This window comes from Psychrobacter sp. Marseille-P5312 (assembly GCF_900291405.1).
Taxonomy (GTDB): Bacteria; Pseudomonadota; Gammaproteobacteria; order Pseudomonadales; family Moraxellaceae; genus Psychrobacter; species Psychrobacter celer.
Map to the genome: position 1 here is coordinate 814,047 of NZ_OLML01000001.1, position 23,453 is coordinate 837,499.

At 46.9% G+C, this 23,453-nt stretch carries 17 protein-coding genes, 2 tRNA genes and 3 rRNA genes; 8 read left to right on the forward strand and 14 right to left on the reverse strand.

The window, feature by feature from the left end; all coding sequences use genetic code 11:
• Positions 1-19 precede the first annotated feature (19 nt).
• Positions 20-1,516, reverse strand: coding sequence for an alanine/glycine:cation symporter family protein (locus C6W44_RS03480; protein ID WP_105244240.1), 1,497 nt, complete (start codon positions 1,514-1,516; stop codon positions 20-22).
• A gap of 677 nt (positions 1,517-2,193) precedes the next feature.
• Here C6W44_RS03480 and C6W44_RS03485 point away from each other — a divergent pair.
• The 3 genes from C6W44_RS03485 to C6W44_RS03495 all read left to right on the forward strand — a co-directional run bounded on the left by C6W44_RS03485 (position 2,194) and on the right by C6W44_RS03495 (position 5,112).
• The gene (locus C6W44_RS03485) at positions 2,194-2,454 is read left to right on the forward strand and encodes a DUF4212 domain-containing protein (RefSeq protein WP_105244241.1); all 261 of its coding nucleotides are present in this window, start codon (positions 2,194-2,196) and stop codon (positions 2,452-2,454) included.
• Between the two features lie 3 nt (positions 2,455-2,457).
• Positions 2,458-4,326 (forward strand): sodium:solute symporter family protein, encoded by a 1,869-nt coding sequence (locus C6W44_RS03490; RefSeq protein ID WP_105244242.1) that lies wholly within the window; start codon positions 2,458-2,460, stop codon positions 4,324-4,326.
• Positions 4,327-4,563: 237 nt separating this feature from the next.
• Positions 4,564-5,112: a hypothetical protein gene (locus tag C6W44_RS03495; protein WP_105244243.1), complete on the forward strand. Its 549-nt coding sequence runs from the start codon at positions 4,564-4,566 to the stop codon at positions 5,110-5,112.
• 14 nt (positions 5,113-5,126) lie between these two features.
• Here C6W44_RS03495 and C6W44_RS03500 read toward each other — a convergent pair whose 3' ends face one another.
• From C6W44_RS03500 to C6W44_RS03540, 9 genes are all read right to left on the reverse strand, one after another.
• Complete coding sequence (locus C6W44_RS03500; protein WP_105244244.1) at positions 5,127-5,729, reverse strand: rhomboid family intramembrane serine protease; 603 nt, start codon at positions 5,727-5,729, stop codon at positions 5,127-5,129.
• A 239-nt stretch (positions 5,730-5,968) separates the two neighbouring features.
• A complete protein-coding gene (locus tag C6W44_RS03505) occupies positions 5,969-6,997 on the reverse strand; it encodes a 5'-nucleotidase (RefSeq protein WP_105244245.1) in 1,029 nt (342 codons plus the stop codon).
• 217 nt (positions 6,998-7,214) lie between these two features.
• Complete coding sequence (locus C6W44_RS03510; protein WP_105246437.1) at positions 7,215-7,433, reverse strand: dodecin family protein; 219 nt, start codon at positions 7,431-7,433, stop codon at positions 7,215-7,217.
• 241 nt (positions 7,434-7,674) lie between these two features.
• Positions 7,675-7,789 (reverse strand): 5S ribosomal RNA (gene rrf, locus C6W44_RS03515).
• Between the two features lie 123 nt (positions 7,790-7,912).
• Positions 7,913-10,769: ribosomal RNA gene (locus C6W44_RS03520) — 23S ribosomal RNA — on the reverse strand.
• Positions 10,770-11,096: 327 nt separating this feature from the next.
• Positions 11,097-11,172: transfer RNA gene (locus C6W44_RS03525), tRNA-Ala, on the reverse strand.
• An 8-nt stretch (positions 11,173-11,180) separates the two neighbouring features.
• Positions 11,181-11,257, reverse strand: a tRNA-Ile gene (locus C6W44_RS03530).
• Between the two features lie 73 nt (positions 11,258-11,330).
• Positions 11,331-12,870, reverse strand: a 16S ribosomal RNA gene (locus tag C6W44_RS03535).
• The 16S, 23S and 5S rRNA genes sit together here with 2 tRNA genes alongside, the layout of an rRNA operon.
• A gap of 921 nt (positions 12,871-13,791) precedes the next feature.
• The gene (locus C6W44_RS03540; RefSeq protein ID WP_105246439.1) at positions 13,792-14,454 is read right to left on the reverse strand and encodes a DNA glycosylase; all 663 of its coding nucleotides are present in this window, start codon (positions 14,452-14,454) and stop codon (positions 13,792-13,794) included.
• Positions 14,455-14,911: 457 nt separating this feature from the next.
• Between C6W44_RS03540 and upp the strand changes: the two genes are divergently transcribed.
• Complete coding sequence (upp, locus tag C6W44_RS03545) at positions 14,912-15,559, forward strand: uracil phosphoribosyltransferase (RefSeq protein WP_105244246.1); 648 nt, start codon at positions 14,912-14,914, stop codon at positions 15,557-15,559.
• A gap of 73 nt (positions 15,560-15,632) precedes the next feature.
• Positions 15,633-16,385 (forward strand): SDR family NAD(P)-dependent oxidoreductase, encoded by a 753-nt coding sequence (locus C6W44_RS03550; protein WP_105244247.1) that lies wholly within the window; start codon positions 15,633-15,635, stop codon positions 16,383-16,385.
• 24 nt (positions 16,386-16,409) lie between these two features.
• Here C6W44_RS03550 and C6W44_RS03555 read toward each other — a convergent pair whose 3' ends face one another.
• Entirely contained in the window at positions 16,410-17,060 is a 651-nt protein-coding gene (locus tag C6W44_RS03555; protein WP_105244248.1) for a hypothetical protein, read from the reverse strand.
• Positions 17,061-17,247: 187 nt separating this feature from the next.
• Between C6W44_RS03555 and C6W44_RS03560 the strand changes: the two genes are divergently transcribed.
• Positions 17,248-18,225 carry an alpha/beta fold hydrolase gene (locus C6W44_RS03560; RefSeq protein ID WP_105244249.1) on the forward strand — a complete coding sequence of 326 codons (978 nt, stop codon included), beginning with the start codon at positions 17,248-17,250 and terminating at the stop codon, positions 18,223-18,225.
• A 67-nt stretch (positions 18,226-18,292) separates the two neighbouring features.
• Here the strand turns inward: C6W44_RS03560 and C6W44_RS03565 are convergent, their stop codons facing one another.
• From C6W44_RS03565 to tyrS, 3 genes are read right to left on the reverse strand one after another with little or no spacing between them, the layout of a single operon-like run.
• Positions 18,293-18,532: a DUF1653 domain-containing protein gene (locus C6W44_RS03565; RefSeq protein WP_105244250.1), complete on the reverse strand. Its 240-nt coding sequence runs from the start codon at positions 18,530-18,532 to the stop codon at positions 18,293-18,295.
• 31 nt (positions 18,533-18,563) lie between these two features.
• Positions 18,564-19,142: a GNAT family N-acetyltransferase gene (locus C6W44_RS03570; protein ID WP_105244251.1), complete on the reverse strand. Its 579-nt coding sequence runs from the start codon at positions 19,140-19,142 to the stop codon at positions 18,564-18,566.
• Positions 19,143-19,180: 38 nt separating this feature from the next.
• Positions 19,181-20,392: a tyrosine--tRNA ligase gene (gene tyrS / locus C6W44_RS03575; RefSeq protein ID WP_105244252.1), complete on the reverse strand. Its 1,212-nt coding sequence runs from the start codon at positions 20,390-20,392 to the stop codon at positions 19,181-19,183.
• A gap of 245 nt (positions 20,393-20,637) precedes the next feature.
• Between tyrS and C6W44_RS03580 the strand changes: the two genes are divergently transcribed.
• Positions 20,638-21,963: an anhydro-N-acetylmuramic acid kinase gene (locus tag C6W44_RS03580; RefSeq protein WP_105244253.1), complete on the forward strand. Its 1,326-nt coding sequence runs from the start codon at positions 20,638-20,640 to the stop codon at positions 21,961-21,963.
• Between the two features lie 203 nt (positions 21,964-22,166).
• On the forward strand, positions 22,167-23,438 hold the full coding sequence (fabF, locus tag C6W44_RS03585; protein ID WP_199774504.1) for a beta-ketoacyl-ACP synthase II: 1,272 nt from the start codon (positions 22,167-22,169) through the stop codon (positions 23,436-23,438).
• Positions 23,439-23,453 lie beyond the last annotated feature (15 nt).

Sequence of the window (23,453 nt, forward strand, 5' to 3'; positions counted from 1 at the left end):
AATGACGCGACAATCCATCTTAATCTGTCCAAGCGTCACGGTTGGCTTCGTCTTTTAATTTGACAAAATCATCAGGGTCAAATTTGATTTGTGTACCTGATTTGCCTTCTTTAATTTGACGCTCGTAGTCACGCAGTATGCGTAGCGCCACAGGAGACAAGAGAAAAATAGCCACCAAGTTGACGAGTGCCATCATACCCATGGATAAATCCGCAAAGTTCCAAATCGCAGGCAGGCTGGCGATGGCACCAATAAACACCATTCCCAATACCATAAAGCGGAATATCATGATCATTACTTTGGCGTTTTTGGCGCCTGAGATAAACTCAAGGTTTGACTCGCCATAGCTGTAGTTGGCAATGATGGAAGTAAAAGAAAAGAAGAAAATGGCAATGGCGACAAAGATAATACCCAAATCACCCACGTACTGCGACAACGCCAGCTGTGTCAGCTGAATACCTTCTTGCTCGACATTGGGGTCGACCACACCTGACAAAATGATGATAGCAGCCGTTGCGGTACAGATCACCAGCGTATCCATAAACACGCCGAGCATTTGCATAAACCCTTGCACCGCGGGATGGTCAGGATGGCTTTTGGCCGTGGCTGCCGCATTGGGCGCCGACCCCATGCCTGCTTCGTTAGAAAACAGTCCGCGTTTGATACCGTTGATCATCGCCTGAGCGATACCATAACCGATGACCCCGCCCGCTGCTTGCTCAAATCCGAAAGCTGATTTTACGATCAAGGCGATGGCAGCTGGGAATTGGCTAAGGTTGGTGATGATAATAAACAGTGCCAATAAAATATATAAAATCGCCATGATAGGGACGATTTTGCCCGCGATACGAGCCACCGAGCGCAGCCCTCCAAACACCACAGGCGCGACCAGTGCCACCAATACAAGACCTGTCATCCATGTTGGCACGCCAAAGGCTTCGTTGGTCGCTTGTGCGATGGTGTTGGACTGTACGCCATTGAAAGCAAGACCAAAGGCCACGAGCAGACACAGTGAGAAAAATATCGCAAGCCAGCGTTTACCTAAGCCTTTTTCGATATAGTAGGCCGGTCCACCGCGGTACACATTGTCGTTGTGAGGGACTTTGTATGCTTGGGCGAGCGTCGACTCGATAAAGCTGGTCGACATACCAACCAGCGCGGTCATCCACATCCAAAACACTGCACCTGGGCCACCGAGATAAATCGCAATCGCAACCCCTGCCAAGTTACCCGTACCCACACGCGCCGCCAGCGACGTCATCAATGCTTCAAATGAGCTGATACCGCCATTTTTGCGCCCTTGGTTGGAGACGCGCAGTAGCTTCCACATATGACCAAAATGGCGAAACTGAATAAAACGTGTCACGACAGTAAAATACAGACCTGCGCCAATCAGTACAAACATCAGCAGACCATACCAAGGGTTATTGGCAATCAACCAATCATTATTCCCCCAGATAATACTGACACCATAATTTACGAGGCTGTTAAACCACCCTACTATCCCTTCACTCATATCAACTCCTCGTGAATACTTTTTAAAATTTGCTTATTTTTTGCGTTTTATATCAAATAAACGCCATTAAAACCAGCATACCATGCTCAGTTGTCAAATCTGCTGTGCATTTTATAGAGATTCGGTGCGTCACAACCATCACGTTTACTTATCGGTTCACTATATTTATTTTTAAAATAAATACTACAAGCCTCTCCTATCCTATAGAATGATAAAAGTAACCAATTTACTGCATAAAGTAAGCTGGAGGTGATGGTTTTTACATACTGTCATCCACCTATCAAGTATTTATTACTAATGGTTATGCAGGATTTTTGGTTTATGCCTATTTTTTTGCAGTGACGCAGACTTGAAAGTGATAGACTAAATTTTATAGGCATTGTGACTTATTGAATATTCACTTATTGTCATGATTGTTTGGCATACTAAAAACTTTAAGACGCTTGTCAGGAAGACGAGACGGTAATCAAAGACAGTGGATGGTCTGCCCCCTCCTTTCTTCCTCAAATATTGTTTGTTATAGCGCTCTTAAATACAGTGATCTTGGCAAATAGTCATCATGCTAAATCAGCACTCGCGTTATCTGCTCGCCAGTACGTGATTGTCAGATGTCTTTATCAGACTGACGAGACTGAGATCTACCATGATATTTTAGGTAAGACAAAAGGAGTTGTCCTATGGAAAACCACAACGATCCATCCGGTTATTGGCGCGCCAATGTCCGTCTCATTTTAGGTAGCCTAATCATTTGGGCACTATGTTCTTATGGATTCGCAATTTTATTGCGTCCCCTCTTAGCAGGTATCAGAATCGGTGGTACTGACTTAGGTTTTTGGTTCGCTCAGCAAGGTTCCATTGGCGTATTTATCATTCTAATTTTCTTCTACGCGTGGCGTATGAATAAGTTGGATAAACAATACGGCGTAGACGAGGAATAGAGCATGAGCCAATATATAATTAATATTATTTTTGTAGGAGCGTCTTTCGCGCTGTACTTCGGTATCGCGATTTGGGCACGTGCTGGGACCACCAGTGAATTCTATGTGGCAGGCGGCGGCGTACATCCAGTTGTAAACGGTATGGCTACCGCTGCTGACTGGATGAGTGCCGCGTCATTTATCTCCATGGCAGGTTTGATTGCTGCTGGTGGTTATGGTGCTTCAACTTATTTGATGGGCTGGACAGGCGGTTATGTACTACTCGCTATGTTGCTTGCCCCATACTTACGTAAATTCGGTAAGTTTACGGTTCCAGACTTTATCTCCGATCGCTTTTATTCCAAGACAGCAGCGATGATTGCGGTGGTTTGTCTGATTGTGGCATCGACCACCTATGTTATCGGACAGATGACTGGTGCAGGTGTTGCTTTCTCTCGCTTTTTGGAAGTGGAGAATGACACAGGTCTTCTCATTGCCGCGGTAGTGGTGTTTTTCTACGCAGTACTAGGCGGTATGAAAGGCATTACCTATACACAGGTCGCTCAGTACATCGTCTTGATGATTGCCTATACCATTCCGGCTGTCTTTATCTCGCTTGAGCTGACCGGCAACCCTATTCCAGGTTTGGGTCTGTTTTCTACGCATGCTGAGTCCGGCGTTCCTATTTTGACCAAGCTTGATCAAGTAGTCACTGATCTTGGTTTTGCTGCTTATACTGCTGATGTGCCAAACAAGCTTAACATGGTACTGTTTACGCTATCACTTATGATTGGTACAGCAGGCCTACCACACGTTATCATTCGCTTCTTTACCGTACCAAAAGTCGCTGATGCGCGCTGGACAGCGGGTTGGACACTAGTATTCATCTCGCTATTGTACTTTACTGCTCCAGCGGTAGGTGCGATGGCTCGTCTAAACCTCATTGATACGGTCTATCCACAAGGGGTTGCAGAAGCATCTTTAGAGTATGATCAACGTCCAGACTGGATGGCAACATGGGAAGACACAGGGCTTATCAAGTATAACGATCTAAACAATGATGGTCGTATCCAGATGTATAACGACAGTGGACTTGGTGCCGCTCAAGTAGCCCTTAACACCGCTGAAGCAGAAGGTGGCGATGTCACCGCTGCTACAGCAGAAGTCGCCAAGGCGCAAGCCGCTCACGACCAAGAGCTTGATGGACGCTTTGCTGAAGCAGGTTGGGCGGGTAATGAGCTGGATGTCAATAACGATATCTTAGTCTTGGCCAACCCAGAGATTGCTCAGCTGCCACCTTGGGTGATCGGTCTTATCGCTGCTGGTGGTTTGGCAGCTGCGCTATCGACTGCGGCAGGATTGTTGCTGGCCATCTCGTCTGCCATTAGTCACGACTTAATCAAACGAAACCTCAACCCAAACATCACTGATAAAGGAGAGCTACAAGTTGCTCGAATCTCTATGGCGATTGCGATTGTGGTGGCAACGTGGCTTGGCCTAAATCCGCCAGGGTTTGCCGCACAGGTGGTGGCCTTGGCCTTTGGTATCGCTGGCGCCTCCTTGTTCCCAGCACTGATGATGGGTATCTTCTCTAAGCGTATTAATAACTTAGGTGCTATCTGCGGGATGCTCGCCGGCCTTATCACGACCTTGGTATATATCTTTGTCTTTAAAGGCTGGTTCTTTATCAGTGGTACTGCCAACTTCCCCGATACCGCAGAGTACTGGTTGTTTGGTATCTCACCGCTGTCGTTTGGGGCCATTGGCGCGCTGATTAACTTTGCAGTCGCCTTTATCGTTTCTTATTCGACAAAAGCGCCACCGCTGCACATCCAAGAGCTGGTTGAAAGTGTTCGCTCTCCGCGCGGCGCTGGCGGTGCCATCGACCACTAGGCGTACGAGCCATGTTGACTCTATAATCAAACCAAGCTAAAAGGATAAATGTTGAACGTCACTTTTTTTCTTGGAATGATTATAGATATCATACGTAAAGTGTCACTCACAGGCAGGCGCTGCTTGTGAGTGATTTTTTTATCCCTTTAGGTGCAGAATAAGTCTTGGATGGTTGCCAGATTTGTTTTTGCCTAAATAAAGCACAAGCCGCTCTAACCGATTAAGAAGGAAGATTTTATGCTTTTTGAGTTTATTGCCACCATGGCCGCAGCGTTTGGTATGGCTGGACTGGCACTGATCATAACTCACCTTAGTAAACTAGCGGGCAAACGCGCACCAAAGTGGCTGGTGCCACTCTTTGCAGCGATTGGCATTTTTACCTTCCAAATTCATCAAGAATACAACTGGTATTCTCAGCAAGTCAGCAAGTTACCCGCGGGCGTAGAGGTGGTCAAAACAGCAGAGAGTCGCACTTGGTTTCGGCCCTGGTCTTATGTCAAGCCGCAAATACTGCGTTTTATCGCCGCAGATATCAAAAATGCCCGTGTCCAAGTAGACAATGCGGATATGCACTTAGTCACTCTTTATTTGTTTGAAAGACGTAGAAGCGTACAAAAAATCCCGCAAGTCATCGATTGCGCGGCGCCTGCGCGTGCAGATTATATATTGCCAAAAGTAGGTAGCATCCTATCGCTTGATGAGCATGTGCAGCAAACCAGCACATGGCACCCATTGACCAAAGCGGATTCTTTATTTATCCGTGTTTGCACAGATAGTAATCCATAACGCCTCTGGCATATTTAGCGTATAGAGCCTACCTGATAGGTATGTTTGGAGTTGGCACCCAATAGCAGACCGGCGCACAAGCCGCCGAAATGCGCGGCAAATGAAATGCCTTGCTGCGGCATCAAACCTTGCTTGATAATCAACCAATAGCCTGTACCCATGACAATACAAGCGAGCAGGTAGCCCCAACGTCTGGCAAATACCGCGCCGCCGATCATATACCCAATCATGGCAAAGCATAGCCCCGATGCGCCGATATGAATAGAAGACGGCGAACCGATGACCCAAGTGACCAACCCTGAGGCAATCACCAGCTTAATCACCGTACGATAGGCGTTTTTTTCAAACAAGCCAAACAAAAATAAAATCTGCAACAACGTGATGGTATTGCCCAATAAGTGAGAAAAGTTGCCGTGCATTGTCCATGAAGCGACTACCCCTATCATGCTACCCACATCTAAGGCGCGGGGTACAATACCAAACACATTCCAGATGCCAAAAAATACCGTTTCATTTAAAAAAAACATCCCCCACATCGGCATCAGCACAAAAGCATATAGTCCGATGACTTGTTTGACCCGTGTCATGATGAGAGAAAATAACTGCTGCCCATTCATATCGTGACCTACCCTTGACTCTATGCTTTGTATTTAATATTTATGCTATAGTCGATTCTAAATAAAACAGATATAGTCGATATAGTCGATATACTCTAAAAATGTCATAGCGCTACTGGGATGCTATTTTTAAACGTAGGTTGCGCAGCCTCTGGGAACGCAGCACGCAAGTAAAATTTATACCAGTAGCGCGTTTAAATCCATAACAGTTTTACATTCAGCTAACTATACATTGTCTGTCAACGTGGAACTGGTATAAATAGCAGACTGTTTTCTTTATCAGCGGCCAAATAGCTATCACCATGTAGCAACGAGGCTGAATGATAAGGCACCAAAGCCGTTGGGATAAAACGGCGCGCCGCATCGATATGCTGGATTGAATCATCAAAAAAGATATGCGGCGCAAAGGTTCTGAGCACTGCTGTCTTTTCTAGTCCACCCAAAAAAAACGCCATATCGACATTGACGCCCCACTCTCGCAATGTTTTGATGGCCCGCAGATCAGCAGGGGCATTGCGAGCGGTTACCAGAGCGATTTTTATCGGAGAGTAGCTAAGCCCTGCTGGCAGACGCTCTTGCAAGTTTGAGAGCTTAATCAAGAGCTCGGCATACGGCCCCTTCTCTATCGGCAAATCCCGCATTTTGGCTTCACGGTCATGAAAGGCGCGTAACCCTTTTTGCTTATAAAGCAGCTCACCTGAGTCATCAAAAAGCACCGCATCACCATCAAAAGCGATACGCAGCTGCTGAGTATCCAGCTCATAAGTATTGACAGGCGTCGCATCCAAGATGGCACACGCACAAATATTGGCATCCGCAACTTGCTGAGCGTCCTCGCGATTGGTGGTCAAAAACAAGTCCACATTAAAATCATCGATATAAGGCGCCACCGGGCTACCTGAGATAAAAGCTGATCGAGAAATATTGAGGCCATGCTCACGAATGGCATTGAGAACCTGAATACCAGTATCAGGGCTGCTTTTTGAGACGATAACCACTTCTACCAATGGCGTCTCGATACCTGCGTCCTGCGCCTCGCAATCATGGCAATAATTATTCAAATTTAACAATGCTTTAATAAGCGGATAGCCGGCTCCAATGCTGAGCGAATCATTCTCGCGTTCAGCCATATAGTCACGGAACTCTTTAATCGCCTCGCTGGGTCGCTGCTGTAATAATGCTATCAGATGATTTTCAGACTCTGATAAATCAAATAAAGCGGTTGCTGATATCGCAACGATCAAGGTATTGGTAAAATCAACTGCCATAGCTTTCTCTATTTATAAAAACTTTGTTAAAAAAATTATGTTAAAAATATCAAACGACCAGTTTACTACATCTACCTCAATCTATAATGTTAAGAAATTTCTATGAGTAAACCTTTGTTTTATGACGGATTAAAAGACATAAAAAAAGCCTGCATACACAGGCTTTTTATTTTTTAATAAATCAGGTCTATAAGTAATTCTATATTATTAATAATGATTAACTAAGGTCAGTATCTTCATTAATGACAAAGCTCACAATCATAATGACATGATACTTATTAATCTTACCATCGGTAATACCAACTTTCTGCTCTTTTACCCAAGCACCTTGAACATTGTTAACGGTTTTGGCGATACGCGCCACGCCTTTTTGAATAGCATCTTCAAAACTTGTTTCTGAGGTGCTGCTTACTTCAATATTCTTTGCAATAGTCATAATCATCTCATCCTTGTGATTATTAATTTTTATGATATTAAGTTCATTTATAAAAGCCCATGTTTCTCTAGTAATTCTGCATCGATAACATGAACTGTAATAATCATAGCTTTAATAAGTCATCTCAACAATACATAGCTGTTAAGTTATGTATTAGGATATGTAAAATAGTTTTCTAACCTCAACCGCTAGACAAAGAAAAGCCCCCTAACAATTAAGTTAGGGGGCTTTAGGAATAGGGAGCTGACGATGACCTACTCTCACATGGCCGAAGCCACACTACCATTGGCGCAACGATGTTTCACTTCTGAGTTCGGGAAGGGATCAGGTGGTGCCATCGTGCTATTGTCGTCAGCAAAGGGGGTTAGATATGAGTCTATGTTTGTTTTACTTATTTGACTAAGTATCACTTATCCTAACTGAATCAAGGATAACGGTGATATCGATATAATGCTTGATACAAACCACTTGGGTGTTGTATGGTCAAGCCAAACGAGCAATTAGTACAGGTTAGCTACACGCATCACTGCGCTTCCACACCCTGCCTATCAACGTCCTAGTCTTGAACGGCTCTTTAGGGAAATCTAATCTTGAGGTGGGCTTCCCGCTTAGATGCTTTCAGCGGTTATCCCATCCGAACGTAGCTACCGGGCAATGCCATTGGCATGACAACCCGAACACCAGCGGTTCGTCCACTCTGGTCCTCTCGTACTAGGAGCAGATCCTCTCAAATTTCCAACGCCCACGGTAGATAGGGACCGAACTGTCTCACGACGTTCTAAACCCAGCTCGCGTACCTCTTTAAATGGCGAACAGCCATACCCTTAGGACCTGCTTCAGCCCTAGGATGAGATGAGCCGACATCGAGGTGCCAAACACCGCCGTCGATATGAACTCTTGGGCGGTATCAGCCTGTTATCCCCAGAGTACCTTTTATCCGTTGAGCGATGGCCCTTCCATACAGAACCACCGGATCACTAAGACCTACTTTCGTACCTGCTCGACTTGTGGGTCTCGCAGTTAAGCGCGCTTTTGCCTTTATACTCTATGAACGATTTCCGACCGTTCTGAGCGCACCTTCGTACTCCTCCGTTACTCTTTAGGAGGAGACCGCCCCAGTCAAACTACCCACCATACATTGTCCTCGGTATTGTTATACCTGAGTTAGAACCCCAACATGACCAGGGTGGTATTTCAAGGATGGCTCCACCAAGACTAGCGTCTCGGTTTCAAAGCCTCCCACCTATCCTGCACAAGTCAGGTCAAAGTTCAATGTAAAGCTGTAGTAAAGGTTCACGGGGTCTTTCCGTCTAGCCGCGGGTACACAGCATCTTCACTGCGATTTCGATTTCACTGAGTCTCTGCTGGAGACAGCGCTGCCATCATTATGTCATTCGTGCAGGTCGGAACTTACCCGACAAGGAATTTCGCTACCTTAGGACCGTTATAGTTACGGCCGCCGTTTACTGGGGCTTCGATCAAGACCTTCGCATACGCTAAGCCCATCAATTAACCTTCCAGCACCGGGCAGACATCACACCCTATACGTCCACTTTCGTGTTTGCAGAGTGCTGTGTTTTTAATAAACAGTTGCAGCAGCCTGGTATCTGCGACTGCCAATAGCTTACGGAGCAAGTCCTTCACCATCAGCAGCGTACCTTCTCCCGAAGTTACGGTACCATTTTGCCTAGTTCCTTCAGCAGAGTTCTCTCAAGCGCCTTGGTATTCTCTACCTGATCACCTGTGTCGGTTTAGGGTACGATTCGTTTATGACTATCGCTTAGAAGCTTTTCCTGGAAGCATGGTATTTGCCACTTCGTCCTACAAGTAGGACTTGCTATCAGATCTCGGTATGAAATAGCCCGGATTTACCTAAGCTATAAACCTACATCCTTCCACTCAGACAACCATCGCTGAGCTGGCATAACCTTCTCCGTCCCTCCATCGCATCATAAACAAGTATCGGAATATTAACCGATTTCCCATCGACTACGCCTTTCGGCCTCGCCTTAGGGGTCGACTCACCCAGCCCCGATTAACGTTGGACTGGAACCCTTGATCTTCCGGCGTGCGAGCTTTTCACTCGCATTATCGTTACTCACGTCAGCATTCGCTCTTGTGATACCTCCAGCATGCTTTACAACACACCTTCACAGGCTTACACAACGCTCCCCTACCACTTGAAAACAAATTCAAATCCGCAGCTTCGGCTCCTAGTTTGAGCCCCGTTACATCTTCCGCGCGGGCCGACTCGACTAGTGAGCTATTACGCTTTCTTTAAAGGATGGCTGCTTCTAAGCCAACCTCCTAGCTGTCTATGCCTTCCCACCTCGTTTCCCACTTAACTAGGAATTTGGGGCCTTAGCTGGCGGTCTGGGTTGTTTCCCTCTCCACGATGGACGTTAGCACCCACCGTGTGTCTCCCGGATATCACTCATCGGTATTCGGAGTTTGCATCGGTTTGGTAAGTCGGTATGACCCCCTAGCCGAAACAGTGCTCTACCCCCAATGGTGTTCGTCCGAGGCGCTACCTAAATAGCTTTCGGGGAGAACCAGCTATCACCGAGTTTGATTAGCCTTTCACCCCTATCCACAAGTCATCCCCTGGCTTTTCAACGACAGTGGGTTCGGTCCTCCGGTGCCTGTTACGGCACTTTCAACCTGCTCATGGATAGATCACTCGGTTTCGGGTCTATACCCTGCAACTAGACGCCCTATTAAGACTCGGTTTCCCTACGGCTCCCCTAAACGGTTAACCTTGCTACAGAATATAAGTCGCTGACCCATTATACAAAAGGTACGCGGTCACCCAACAAGTGGGCTCCCACTGCTTGTACGCACACGGTTTCAGGTTCTATTTCACTCCCCTCACAGGGGTTCTTTTCGCCTTTCCCTCACGGTACTGGTTCACTATCGGTCAGTCAGGAGTATTTAGCCTTGGAGGATGGTCCCCCCATCTTCAAACAGGATTTCTCGTGCCCCGCTCTACTTAATATGTTAACGCTAATGTTTCGAATACAGGACTATCACCTACTATGGTCAGCTTTCCCACGCTGTTCTTCTACATTAGCATTAATCGGCTTCTCCCCGTTCGCTCGCCGCTACTAGGGGAATCTCAATTGATGTCTATTCCTAAGGGTACTGAGATGTTTCACTTCCCCTCGTTCGCTTCTTGTACAAGTACAAGATACTTACCTTATGGTAAGTGGGTTTCCCCATTCAGAAATCTCCGGATCACAGGATATTGCCGCCTCCCCGAAGCTTATCGCAGGCTGTCACGTCTTTCATCGCCTCTGACTGCCAAGGCATCCACCATGTGCGCTTAATTACTTGACCATACAACCCCAAAGGGTCTTTGTCAGCAATTATAACGATATCACCTATGTTTACGCTTGATTCAGTTCTCTTTACTTTGAAGACTAGCCCTTGGGATAACAAACAATGTCGTTAAAAGGCTAGTCTTCAGGTTAGCAATAACATGTGAAATGTTATTGCTAACCCAGACTCATATCTATGTTTTTAAATAGTCTCTATGCTCTCGTCAAGTCATAGATTTCCGTATAAAACAGAAAGAAGTAATCGTGTCTTTGTTCAAAGATAAATCACTTGTTTCTATTTAATACCTATTGTATTTATTTGCACTCTAAGCTACCGAGGTTGTAGTGGTGGAGCCAAACGGAGTCGAACCGTTGACCTCCTGCGTGCAAGGCAGGCGCTCTACCAACTGAGCTATGGCCCCATGTATAATGGTGGGTCTAGGTGGACTTGAACCACCGACCCCCGCGTTATCAACACGGTGCTCTAACCAGCTGAGCTACAGACCCTAGTACGTCCTAAAACGTAAGCTTAAACTAAAGAACAACTTGTTGTGAATTCTTGCTGACCGAATGCTGTCTATAAGGAGGTGATCCAGCCGCAGGTTCCCCTACGGCTACCTTGTTACGACTTCACCCCAGTCATCAACCACACCGTGGTGATCGCCGTCCTAAAAGGTTCGGCTAACCACTTCTGGTGCAATCAACTCCCATGGTGTGACGGGCGGTGTGTACAAGGCCCGGGAACGTATTCACCGCGGCATTCTGATCCGCGATTACTAGCGATTCCTACTTCATGGAGTCGAGTTGCAGACTCCAATCTGGACTACGATAGGCTTTTTGAGATTCGCATCACATCGCTGTGTAGCTGCCCTCTGTACCTACCATTGTAGCACGTGTGTAGCCCTGGTCGTAAGGGCCATGATGACTTGACGTCGTCCCCGCCTTCCTCCAGTTTGTCACTGGCAGTATCCTTAGAGTTCCCGGCTTAACCCGCTGGTAACTAAGGACAAGGGTTGCGCTCGTTGCGGGACTTAACCCAACATCTCACGACACGAGCTGACGACAGCCATGCAGCACCTGTATTCTAATTCCCGAAGGCACTCCCGCATCTCTGCAGGATTCTAGATATGTCAAGACCAGGTAAGGTTCTTCGCGTTGCATCGAATTAAACCACATGCTCCACCGCTTGTGCGGGCCCCCGTCAATTCATTTGAGTTTTAACCTTGCGGCCGTACTCCCCAGGCGGTCTACTTATTGCGTTAGCTGCGTCACTAAGTCCTCAAGGGACCCAACGACTAGTAGACATCGTTTACGGCGTGGACTACCAGGGTATCTAATCCTGTTTGCTACCCACGCTTTCGAGCCTCAGTGTCAGTATGATGCCAGGAAGCTGCCTTCGCCATCGGTATTCCTCCAGATCTCTACGCATTTCACCGCTACACCTGGAATTCTACTTCCCTCTCACCTACTCTAGCTTAACAGTATCAGATGCAGTTCCCAGGTTAAGCCCGGGGATTTCACATCTGACTTATTAAGCCACCTACGCTCGCTTTACGCCCAGTAATTCCGATTAACGCTTGCACCCTCTGTATTACCGCGGCTGCTGGCACAGAGTTAGCCGGTGCTTATTCTGCAGCTAATGTCATCGCATATGGGTATTAACCATATGGTCTTCTTCACTGCTTAAAGTGCTTTACAACCAAAAGGCCTTCTTCACACACGCGGCATGGCTGGATCAGGGTTCCCCCCATTGTCCAATATTCCCCACTGCTGCCTCCCGTAGGAGTCCGGGCCGTGTCTCAGTCCCGGTGTGGCTGATCATCCTCTCAGACCAGCTACAGATCGTCGCCATGGTAGGCCTTTACCCCACCATCTAGCTAATCCGACTTAGGCTCATCTAATAGCGAGAGCAGTAAACTGCCCCCTTTCTCCCGTAGGTCGTATGCGGTATTAATTCGAGTTTCCCCGAGCTATCCCCCACTACTAGGTAGATTCCTAAGTGTTACTCACCCGTCCGCCGCTCGACGCCTGGGAGCAAGCTCCCATCGTTTCCGCTCGACTTGCATGTGTTAAGCCTGCCGCCAGCGTTCAATCTGAGCCATGATCAAACTCTTCAGTTTAATCTATCTGAAGCCTTTACCTATAAATAGGAAGATGACTTCTAATCTTGGCTCATTTATCTAGCAAATCGCTTAAAATTATGTTCGTAATGAATTAACTTTGAGTTTTTCTGCTGAGTAAATGATAATTTTTATAGTTAGAATTAACTCCCGAAAAGAAGTCAAAACCAACTTTATTTTTTAGCATTCTGTATCAGCAAAAATCCACACAAGTTGTTCTTTAGTTGTGCTTTTAAATAGTGTCTCTTCACTGTCGTCCAGTTAAAGAGTTATATATCTAATAACTAAGCAATGTGCTTATCGTTATTAGCGAGCCGACTATCATATCATAACGATTTGGTTTGTCAAGCTTTTTTATAATTTGTTTCTCAAGGTTCGCTGCGTTNCACTGTCGTCCAGTTAAAGAGTTATATATCTAATAACTAAGCAATGTGCTTATCGTTATTAGCGAGCCGACTATCATATCATAACGATTTGGTTTGTCAAGCTTTTTTATAATTTGTTTCTCAAGGTTCGCTGCGTTATTACTATGTAATTTACTCTAGTAATGCTTAGCTCGTCCTGATGAGGTGCGTATTATAGACGCTTTATTTGGTAAGTCAAGAACTAATTTGGTTTATTTTAAATCAGTTGGTTAGACTTGGAGTTTAAGAGTTTAAAATGATGATTCATTCTTTAAATGAGTCACTCTTTAATCCGCCTTCCCTTTCGACTGGGTGGCATTATACGCGTATTTGGGTGGGGGTCAAGGGGCCAGACTTATTAATTAAGAGGTTATTTGGCATGATGATTGATAGTTGATATATATCAAACAGTTAACAGGGAAAATAATTTACCGCTAATCTCAATTACTCTGCTTTAGCGTTTAGCCCTCTTGGTTCTCAGACGACGTTATTCTATCTATGCTTCTTTATGTATCCTTTATAGCTTGCCCATTTTTTCAAAAAAAGCTTTATAGGCGGCGATTTTTTTGTCTAACGCCAAAGGATAAGCGCGCGAGGTGGAGGGCAGACGATATAAGGTCAGTTCTTTGACGGCGGGGTCTTTGTCATGATGCTGCCAACGATAAGGATACTGCATGCTTTGATTGGTCTTAGGATGCTTGGATTTGGCGGGTGGCTCCGCTAGTAGGCTTAGCAAGACCTCAGTTGCTTTGCCGCCAGTGGTAAAGAGCGTCTTAACCTTTGGTACTTGCAGCAAGATATTATCTAAATCCACTGGGGTAACGACGGTTAAGTGTTTGTCCGACGCATTTCCGGTCTCACGAATGGCTTGCTTCACCGTCGGGCACGAGGCAATACCGCGATCAAACATAAAGTCGCGAATACGCTCAGGATCAAAACGCTTTTCGCCCTCTACTCTAAAGTAATCAATATCGTCAAAAAACACGCCACCATAAATACGCCACATATCATTATAAAAGTTTGGATAGTGAAAGCGCATTGCCCATTTATCAGCGGTCGGTGGAAACGTGCCCATCATCATTACACTGGCATTTGCAGGCAGTACTGGGGCAAACGGATGGGTTTCTACTTTTAAAGCATCGTCTTTTGACAATGCTGCGTCGATTTCTGTATGAGACATGGGGTGCTGGTTGCTAGTTGGTTGATTGGTCATAAGATTCTTCATCAAAAAAGCGGTTTTTTTGGTATCATAGCAGGCCTAAACACTACTTCACCGACCCTGACGTCATATAGTCATCCATAATAGTAAAACATAGTCGATTTAATACAACACAGCATCCTCATTGATGCGCTCAATACGTGGCCGATTACCATAACAACTCAACTTTATTGGTAATATTTTGCGCGGTAAGCATGTTGTGATAACTCTATATATGTCGCCATTTATGTAGTCAAAGAGAATCGTGCTGTCAAGAGATAAAAGCTCTAGGCGCGGTTGTTAGGTAGGCTAAGCTTACTATGGATGCGCTAAAGTCGGGGTAACGTGTGGTAAGTGTTTGTATCTTTTATACTAATGGCAACCGCAGCGACTGCGCAAGCATCAGACCCAGAACCAAGCCAAAACCAAGAGAGTACTTATGAGTGACTTAAAAATTACTGTAATCGATCATCCGCTAGTCCGTCATAAACTCAGCCTAATGCGCGAAAAAGACTGTAGCACTTATAAATTTCGTACATTAACCAAAGAGCTTGCGCGCTTGATGGCGTACGAAGCAAGCCGTGATTTTGAAATTGAGACCTTCCCAATGGAAGGCTGGTGTGGTGAAATCACAGGTGAGCAAATCATCGGTAAGACGGCAACCATCGTACCTATCTTACGTGCCGGCATTGGCATGCTAGATGGGGTACTCGATTTGATCCCTACGGCCAAAATCTCTGTCGTCGGCTTACAACGTGACGAAGAAACCTTGCAGCCTGTGCCTTTCTTTGAAAAGTTCGTCAGCCACATGGACAAGCGCCCTGCCCTAATCATTGATCCAATGCTAGCCACAGGTGGCTCGATGGTCGCAACCATTGAGATGCTAAAGAAAAACGGCTGTACCAATATCAAGGCGTTGGTATTGGTAGCGGCTCCTGAAGGGGTGCGTTTGGTCAACGAAGCACATCCTGATGTGACTATCTATACCGCTGCGTTAGACAGCCATTTAGATGAGCACGGTTACATCATCCCAGGTCTAGGCGATGCGGGCGATAAGATTTTTGGTAAGCAGTTATCTAATAGATAAGTCTCATTAGGGTAAATAAAGCCGTCATCAAAATCATGGCAACAGCAGACAACATCAATAATAAGGATAGATCATGAACGTATTGATCACAGGAGCAAGTGCAGGGTTTGGTAAGGCGCTGGCAGAGCGTTTGGTCGCAGGCGGTCACCAAGTGATCGGTTGTGCCAGACGCCGCGATAAGCTTGATGCACTGGCAGCTACATTGGGCGAGGCGTTTTTGCCGGTGGTCATGGATGTGAGTGATACAGTGTCTATCCCGCAAATCATTGCTGACTTGCCGGCTGGCTTTCAGCACATCGATGTTTTGGTAAATAACGCTGGGCTAGCGCTCGGCACTGAGCCTGCCCATGAGGCAGATCTCAACGACTGGATGCGTATGCTCGATACCAATATCAAAGGTCTGGTGGCGCTGACCCACGCTGTACTACCTGCGATGGTGGCGCGCGATAGCGGTTATGTCATCAATGTCGGCTCTATCGCTGGCAGTTGGCCGTACTTTGGCGGTAATGTCTATGGTGCGACCAAAGCCTTTGTCAAACAGTTTAGCTTAAATCTGCGCGCGGACTTAGTCGGTACGCAGGTGCGCGTCACCAATCTTGAACCAGGTAATGTCGCGGGCACTGAGTTTTCGAATGTGCGCTATCATGGCGATGACGAAAAAGCCGCCAAAGTCTATGACGGCTTTAAAACCATGACTGGTGAGGATATCGGCGATATTTTATTGTGGTTGATTGAATCGCCCGCCCATATCAATGTCAATCGCTTAGAAGTGATGCCAGTGGCGCAAACTTATAATGGTCTGACCATTGCGAAGCAAGGCTGTTAAAAGCTTAGCCGGCCGTTTTGCTCTCTAACGTAACTCATAAGACCGAAGCAATATAGTCTCATCTATGTTGCTTCTTTTTTTGGGTTGAATTTGAATTTCTTTGACCAGTGTCACCTGCTGAAAGTCCAAAATCAGCACTTCATTTCGAATGCGCTCACTGGTGCGCTTATTATGGCGAATAGGAAACCCTAAGAGGTGTTTGCCGACGATGGTTAGCTGATTGACTACCGTCTGTGTAGATTGCACAGCACGGCTACTTGGCTGCGCATCGATGATAGCAGTCGCAGGATTGACCGTGGTGGTTAGCAGCTTGGTTTGTCGTACCTGCTTTGGCATACCACCTGCAAAAAACAGCACCTGCCCCAGCGGTAAATACTGCGCATGCCGCGTCAGCTCACGGCGAAATAATGCGGGCATATCGGTATTAAAGCTGTCCTCGCTTTGCCGATAAAAAGCGGTAAAGTTCCGATGCAAATAGCGGCCAAACATACTGCTATTAATCCAGTCCTGATACACCTCATTGGCTAATAACTGTTGTGTAAAATCCTGAGCATCAGGCATGCCCTCTGCGCTTAGCATCGCGACTAGTAGCGCCTGCGGGGTCGCAAAAGTTTGCTGCTGCCAGCGCTGTGGATACAAACTACTATCAAGCAAGGCTAACGTCGATTTGCTCATACACTCTTCCTTTATGTCACTGATGATCATTGATCGGCCGCTCATCCCTTAACCTGCTCGCCGCTATTACCGCTAGGCATTTTTTATGCTATGGTCAGTTTAATTGTTTTAATATAGCAGGGTTTTATCAGTGGCAAAACGTTTGCGTCAGCGCGATGCTCTGCTCTGCAATAAGGTATCATACCTGATGAAAACCAACCTATTTGCTGTGCCGCGCCCTGCTTTGCTCAATCAGTATCAGCTGCATACAAAAAACATCGAGGTGGCAAAAGGCACGCTGCTACCCATGTCAGTTATCGGCCGCGGCAAGCCGGTGCTACTGCTCCATGCGTACGGGATGGATGCACGTGAGTTTTTGCCATTCATCCTGCCTTTACTCGGTCACTATACGTTTTATCTGCCGCATTTACGCGGGTTTGGAGCCGCAAAGGATATCGAGTTGAGTGAGTTTGATTTTTTGCGGCAATACGCCGATGACCTCCATGTTGTCATTGAGCAAATTTGTTTGGCACGCAACATAGACGCATTGCCCGTCGCCGCCATCTCGATGGGTGCACAAGTGATGTGGGCGTATTTTTCGCGTTATGGCAGCGCAAGAGTCAGTCGTTATTTAAACATCGACCAAAGCCCTGCGATTCATAACCAGCCTGACTGGCAAGGCGGTTTGTTTGGTACGCGGCAGCGCGAGGTGTTTGCAGTCTTTCATAAGGTGGTGAATATGACGCTGCCGTATATTCAGCTCGAGAGTTTTACCCACCTGCCCTTTGCGCTCAAGCGCCGCGTCACTGATGTCGAGCGACAGTTTTCCTTACTATCCGTCAACCGCAGACGCTCAAAAGCGTTTATACAAGCGATGACTTATAAGAACGATCCTAAGCTTGCGCTCTATGACCACCGCATTTGGCAGCATAAGATGCGCTGTTTGCAAGCATACTTAAATCTGGAGTACGATTTTCGGGCGGTGATAGAAAAAGTTACTACTCCAGTCGTGAACTTAATCGGAGGTCGCTCACAGCTCTATAACGCTAAGTGGCAGCAACAGGTAACGCAGATGCTACCCAACGCCACAGAAATCGTTTTACCGCACTCAGGTCACGCCGTACCGCTTGATGAGCCTATTGGTTTTCATAAAGTATTAAAGGAATTTTTTGAGAATAATTTATGAGTAGGAACTAAAAAAGCGACCTATGAAGGGTCGCTTTTGTTGTGCTATTCATTAAAAGGCTGCTCGTTTAATCCGTGAGCTTTTTTATCAACTCGAACCTTGGTATTTCTCTGCCTTCTCGCATAATGGTCTCAGCAAACATCGCCAACGGCCGCACCCAAACGCCATACTCACCGTAAAGACAACGATAGACCACAAGCAACTCTTCGGTTTCTGAGTGCCGCGCGGTATGCAATACTTGATACAGGCTGCCTTTATAATGGCGGTAAATGCCTTGGGCTACCGTACTTTGAATTTGTTGAGACATAAACCACTCATTTATATTGATAATTAAAAGATTAATAGATGCTTTGTACTTTTGCTGTAAGCTTAGACTTGATGTCTGCCCATTCAGAATAGATCATGCTATACATCACGGTATCTGAAATAACGCCGTCACGGCGTACTCGATTGCCACGGATCACGCCATCTTTTTTAGCACCTAAGCGCTCGATGGCTTGTTGTGAGCGATGGTTGTCAATATCTGTACGCCAGCCTACAGTTTGATATTGTAGCGTTTCAAATACATAGGTGAGTAGCATGAGCTTACAAGTCGTATTCACATGCGTGCGCCAATACGATTTGGCATACCAAGTATAGCCAATCTCTAATCTTTTGGTAGTCGGCAAAATGTCATGGAAGCTGGTTGAGCCAATCGCTTTACCAGTACGCTCATCAATGACGGCAAAAGCTTGTCTATCCGTCATTGAATCTGCAACATTAATATAATCAATGACCTTGTCTGGCTCAGGTACAGACGTCACGTTTATTTTCCACAGCTCACCATCTTGGCAAGCCTCAACCAAGTCAGCGGTATGATTTAGCGTTAATGGTTCAAGGATAATGCCATTGCTTGATAACGTAACCCGTTCTAGCATTTATCTCTCCTCAAGCCATTATTGATGTGAACAATCACTTAAGCAACCGTCACTTTTGCATAGGCTTTTTTGCCCGCTTGGATGACGACGGTCTGACCTGAGGTTAAGCTAAAGCCTGCATCGACCACTTCGCCATCGACTTTTACTGCGCCGCGTTTGACCATATCTTTAGCCGCTGAGTTGTTTTTGGCAAGTTCAGCTTGGTTTAAGATTTGGGTAATAAATAGCGCGTCCGCTCCTTCTAAGTTTAATACTACCTCTGGCAAATCAACTGGCAGCTCACCATCTGCTAAGACGTTACCGGCAGACTTGTGCGCATTAGCTGCAGCATCAGCATCATGGAAGCGCTCGATTAACTCTTCAGCGAGGATACGCTTGATCTCTTGTGGATTGCGACCGTTTTCCATCTCGTTCATCAAGCCTTCGACTTCATCCATCGGCTTAAAGCTTAAAAACTCAAAATAACGGCGAATCAAGGTATCTGGCATCGATAGCAGTTTTTGGTACATGGTGCCCGGCGCATCATAAATGCCCACATAATTGCCAAGTGACTTCGACATTTTATTAACGCCATCTAGGCCTTCTAAGATTGGCACGGTGATACAAACTTGTGGCTCTTGACCATAGCGACCTTGCAGGGTGCGACCCATTAGGATGTTAAAGGTTTGGTCGGTACCGCCAAGCTCGACGTCAGCTTTGAGCGCGATAGAGTCATAGCCTTGCACCAATGGGTACAAAAACTCATGGATAGCAATGGGCGTTTGCGCCGCGTAGCGTTTGGAAAAATCATCACGCTCTAGCATACGCGAGACCGTCAACTGGCTTGATAGCTGAATCATGTCCCCTGCCGACATGTCGTTGAACCACTCAGAGTTAAAGACAATCTTGGTTTTTTCTTTATCCAAAATCTTAAAGACTTGCTCGGCATAGGTCTGGGCGTTGATTTTGATTTGCTCATCACTGAGCGGCGGACGCGTGCTGTTCTTACCCGAAGGGTCGCCAATCTTGGCCGTATAATCACCAATAAGAAAATAAATCTCATGACCTAAGTCTTGAAAATGCTTGAGCTTATTGATGAGTACCGTATGGCCTAAATGCAGATCCGGTGCAGTAGGATCAAAACCGGCCTTAATACGTAGCGGGCGATTCAGTTTAAGCTTAGCGACTAAATCCTCTTCGGATAAAATTTCTTGAGTACCGCGCTGAATCAGGGCCAGTTGTTCTTCTAGAGTGTGGGTTTGAGTGGTCATGATGCTCTCTTTATTGTCTTTATTAAATTAAAAGGGTAACGCGTCTGGGCGAATGCTCCCGAGTGCCAAAGTACGATTAGCAGCGTCAAATTCGTTTAGTCTACTAGATATAGCATCTGCTCTATATTAGTACCTGCACTTGTTTTTCCTGCTACTCTATTTTTGCAAACGGGATTGACGTTTCGTAGCCAGTAAAAGATGTTAGAATTTGAGGGATATACTAGCGTTTTTTAAGGTAAATTGCCATGGCCAACCCTGTCCAGACCACGAATGACCCAGAAAGTAATCAGATTTTAGCGGCTGACCTTTTAGCAGCTGACGAAAGTGCCCATTATGCATCGCTCACTGATGCGTTAGAGCAAACGGTGTTTGAAAGCTTTGATGACGGTCTATATATCGGCATGATGTCTGGCACCAGCTTGGATGGGATGGACGCGGTGCTTTGTCAGTTTGCAAGTGATAGTGAGAACACACAGCAACCGCTGCAGCTCATCACAAGCCATAGCCAAAACTTTCCAGCGCGTCTGCGCGAAGTGCTGCTCGCTCTGTGTCAGCCTAATGGTATTCAAGCGTTGACGCCGAGTGCTGATGAGCCAAACAACCAGCCAAATAGCGAGCTGGACTGGTTTGGCTGGGCAAGCAAAACCTATGGCGAGTTTGCCAGCGAGGTGGTCAATAATTTATTGCAGCAGTCAAATACCGGTAGCGAGTCGGTGCTGGCGATCGGCTGTCATGGACAAACCGTGCGTCATCGTCCACAAATGGCGGTCACCTTACAACTGCTCGATGCCAATATCATCGCTGAGCGCACCGCTATCAGTGTGGTCAGTGATTTTCGGCGCCGCGATATGGCAGTTGGCGGTCAAGGCGCGCCTTTAGTGCCAGCCTTTCACAAGGCTTTATTTTCTGACTCCGCTAGCACTCGTATCTTACTGAATTTGGGCGGTATTGCGAATATTACTGTGCTGCCAGCTAATGATGATCCGGTCATAGGCTATGACACCGGCCCTGCCAATCTTTTGTTAGACGCTTGGGCCAAACAGCATATTGATAAAGACTATGATCAAGATGGGGCATGGGCGCAGTCAGGACAAGTGATCGAACCACTACTTAATCAACTCTTAGAGCATCCATTCTTTGCCCAGCCTCACCCTAAAAGTACCGGACGCGAGGACTTTAATTTATCTTGGTTAAAGTCTGAGCTACAAGCCTTTGATAAAACGGCGACCGATACACGCTATTCAGCCGCTGACGTACAAGCGACACTGACCGAGCTAACCGCTATCAGTGCTTGCGATCAGATCAATCAGTTTATTAGTAATCAAAAACAAAGCAGTGTTTATGTATGCGGCGGCGGCGCGCTAAATGATTACCTGATGACGCGGCTACAAGCACACCTGCCCCATTGTCATGTCACCACGACCGCAAGCTTAGGTCTGGATCCAGCTTGGGTCGAAGCCGTTGCTTTTGCTTGGCTGGCGCGGCAAACCTTGATGGGCGAAACCGGCAATCTACCTGCGGTAACAGGCGCCAAAAAGGGCGTGGTATTGGGTCAGGTATGTTTTGCCTAGTCGGTCAAATTTTAGTTTACATACGTACACTTATGTGTTTTATAATGACGGTTAAAATACCTTCTTTTTAGGATCGCACGTACAGGATATATCGCATGAGCCAACATAGCAGTTCACCGAACGCGCAAGCCGCCCCTTCTAATGCTGGCACTACCCAGCAAACGCCGCGCCAAAAGCCGCCGCATTATCAGCGCCCAGATGAGATGCGTGTCGTGGTCACGGGTATGGGCGCTATCACGCCACTTGGCCTCGATGTCGATAGCTCATGGGCCAAGCTCATCAATGGCGAGAGTGGTATTACCCCTATCAGCCATTTTGATGCCACTGATTACCGTGCACAAATCGCTGGGGTGATTAAAGACTTCGATGCCAAACAATACATGAACGCCAAAGACGCGCGCCGCTATGATGAGTTTATGCATTATGGTGTGGCGGCCTCAGCCATGGCGTTAAAAGATGCGGGGTTCATCGATGAGGTGAGCGCGGCCGATGCACCGGTACAAGGCGTCGACGCTGAGCGATTTGGTATCATCTTAGGCTCGGGCATCGGCGGTATTCAGACCATCGAAAACAGCCGCGATACCCTACGCGAAAAAGGCGCTGGGAGAGTATCGCCTTTTATTATCCCAGGCTCGATCGTCAATATGGCCGCAGGATTGGTTGCGATCAAACATACCCTAAAAGGCCCAAACCTCGCCACTTCAACTGCGTGCACCACTGCCACGCATGCGATGGGACTCGCGGCACGCTTGATCGCTTATGGTGATGCAGATGTGATGCTCGCTGGAGGTAGCGAAAAAGGCTCAAGTCCACTTGGCATGGCAGGGTTTGGGGCGATGCATGCGCTCTCTACACGCAATGATGAACCAACCAAAGCCTCACGGCCATTTGATAAAGACCGTGATGGTTTTGTGCTCGGCGATGGCGCAGGGGTGGTGGTACTCGAAAGCCTCGCTCACGCCAAAGCGCGCGACGCTACGATATTGGCCGAGCTGGTCGGTTTTGGCATGAGCGACGATGCCAGCCATATCACCGCGCCCCCAGAAAACGGTAGCGGTGCCGCTCGAGCAATGAAAAACGCACTCAATGATGCGGGCATCGAGCCTGACGTAGTGGGCTATGTCAATGCTCATGGCACCAGCACCCCCGCCGGCGATGTCGCTGAGTCCATCGCTATCGAAACCGTCTTTGCGCCTGTCAAAGACAGCATCTTGGTCAGCTCAACCAAATCAATGACAGGGCACCTACTGGGCGCAGCTGGGGGTATTGAGGCCATCTTTACCGTTCGCGCGCTGCAGCAACAGCATGTACCGCCAACCATCAACCTAGACAATGTCGAGGACAACTGCAACCTCGATTATGTCGCGCACCAATCCCGAAAAGTGGACAATTTACAATATGCCGTGTCCAACAGCTTTGGCTTTGGTGGTACCAATGGCTCTTTGATATTTGCTCGTTGGCCTGTCACCGCCTAAATGCGACCGTCTGAT

Excerpts from the sequence above, each read along its gene's own strand:
- C6W44_RS03480 (WP_105244240.1), bottom strand. The coding sequence starts at position 1,516 with ATGAGTGAAGGGATAGTAGGGTGGTTTAACAGCCTCGTAAATTATGGT.
- C6W44_RS03485 (WP_105244241.1), top strand. The coding sequence starts at position 2,194 with ATGGAAAACCACAACGATCCATCCGGTTATTGGCGCGCCAATGTCCGT.
- C6W44_RS03490 (WP_105244242.1), top strand. The coding sequence starts at position 2,458 with ATGAGCCAATATATAATTAATATTATTTTTGTAGGAGCGTCTTTCGCG.
- C6W44_RS03495 (WP_105244243.1), top strand. The coding sequence starts at position 4,564 with ATGCTTTTTGAGTTTATTGCCACCATGGCCGCAGCGTTTGGTATGGCT.
- C6W44_RS03500 (WP_105244244.1), bottom strand. The coding sequence starts at position 5,729 with ATGAATGGGCAGCAGTTATTTTCTCTCATCATGACACGGGTCAAACAA.
- C6W44_RS03505 (WP_105244245.1), bottom strand. The coding sequence starts at position 6,997 with ATGGCAGTTGATTTTACCAATACCTTGATCGTTGCGATATCAGCAACC.
- C6W44_RS03510 (WP_105246437.1), bottom strand. The coding sequence starts at position 7,433 with ATGACTATTGCAAAGAATATTGAAGTAAGCAGCACCTCAGAAACAAGT.
- C6W44_RS03540 (WP_105246439.1), bottom strand. The coding sequence starts at position 14,454 with ATGTCTCATACAGAAATCGACGCAGCATTGTCAAAAGACGATGCTTTA.
- upp (WP_105244246.1), top strand. The coding sequence starts at position 14,912 with ATGAGTGACTTAAAAATTACTGTAATCGATCATCCGCTAGTCCGTCAT.
- C6W44_RS03550 (WP_105244247.1), top strand. The coding sequence starts at position 15,633 with ATGAACGTATTGATCACAGGAGCAAGTGCAGGGTTTGGTAAGGCGCTG.
- C6W44_RS03555 (WP_105244248.1), bottom strand. The coding sequence starts at position 17,060 with ATGAGCAAATCGACGTTAGCCTTGCTTGATAGTAGTTTGTATCCACAG.
- C6W44_RS03560 (WP_105244249.1), top strand. The coding sequence starts at position 17,248 with ATGAAAACCAACCTATTTGCTGTGCCGCGCCCTGCTTTGCTCAATCAG.
- C6W44_RS03565 (WP_105244250.1), bottom strand. The coding sequence starts at position 18,532 with ATGTCTCAACAAATTCAAAGTACGGTAGCCCAAGGCATTTACCGCCAT.
- C6W44_RS03570 (WP_105244251.1), bottom strand. The coding sequence starts at position 19,142 with ATGCTAGAACGGGTTACGTTATCAAGCAATGGCATTATCCTTGAACCA.
- tyrS (WP_105244252.1), bottom strand. The coding sequence starts at position 20,392 with ATGACCACTCAAACCCACACTCTAGAAGAACAACTGGCCCTGATTCAG.
- C6W44_RS03580 (WP_105244253.1), top strand. The coding sequence starts at position 20,638 with ATGGCCAACCCTGTCCAGACCACGAATGACCCAGAAAGTAATCAGATT.
- fabF (WP_199774504.1), top strand. The coding sequence starts at position 22,167 with ATGCGTGTCGTGGTCACGGGTATGGGCGCTATCACGCCACTTGGCCTC.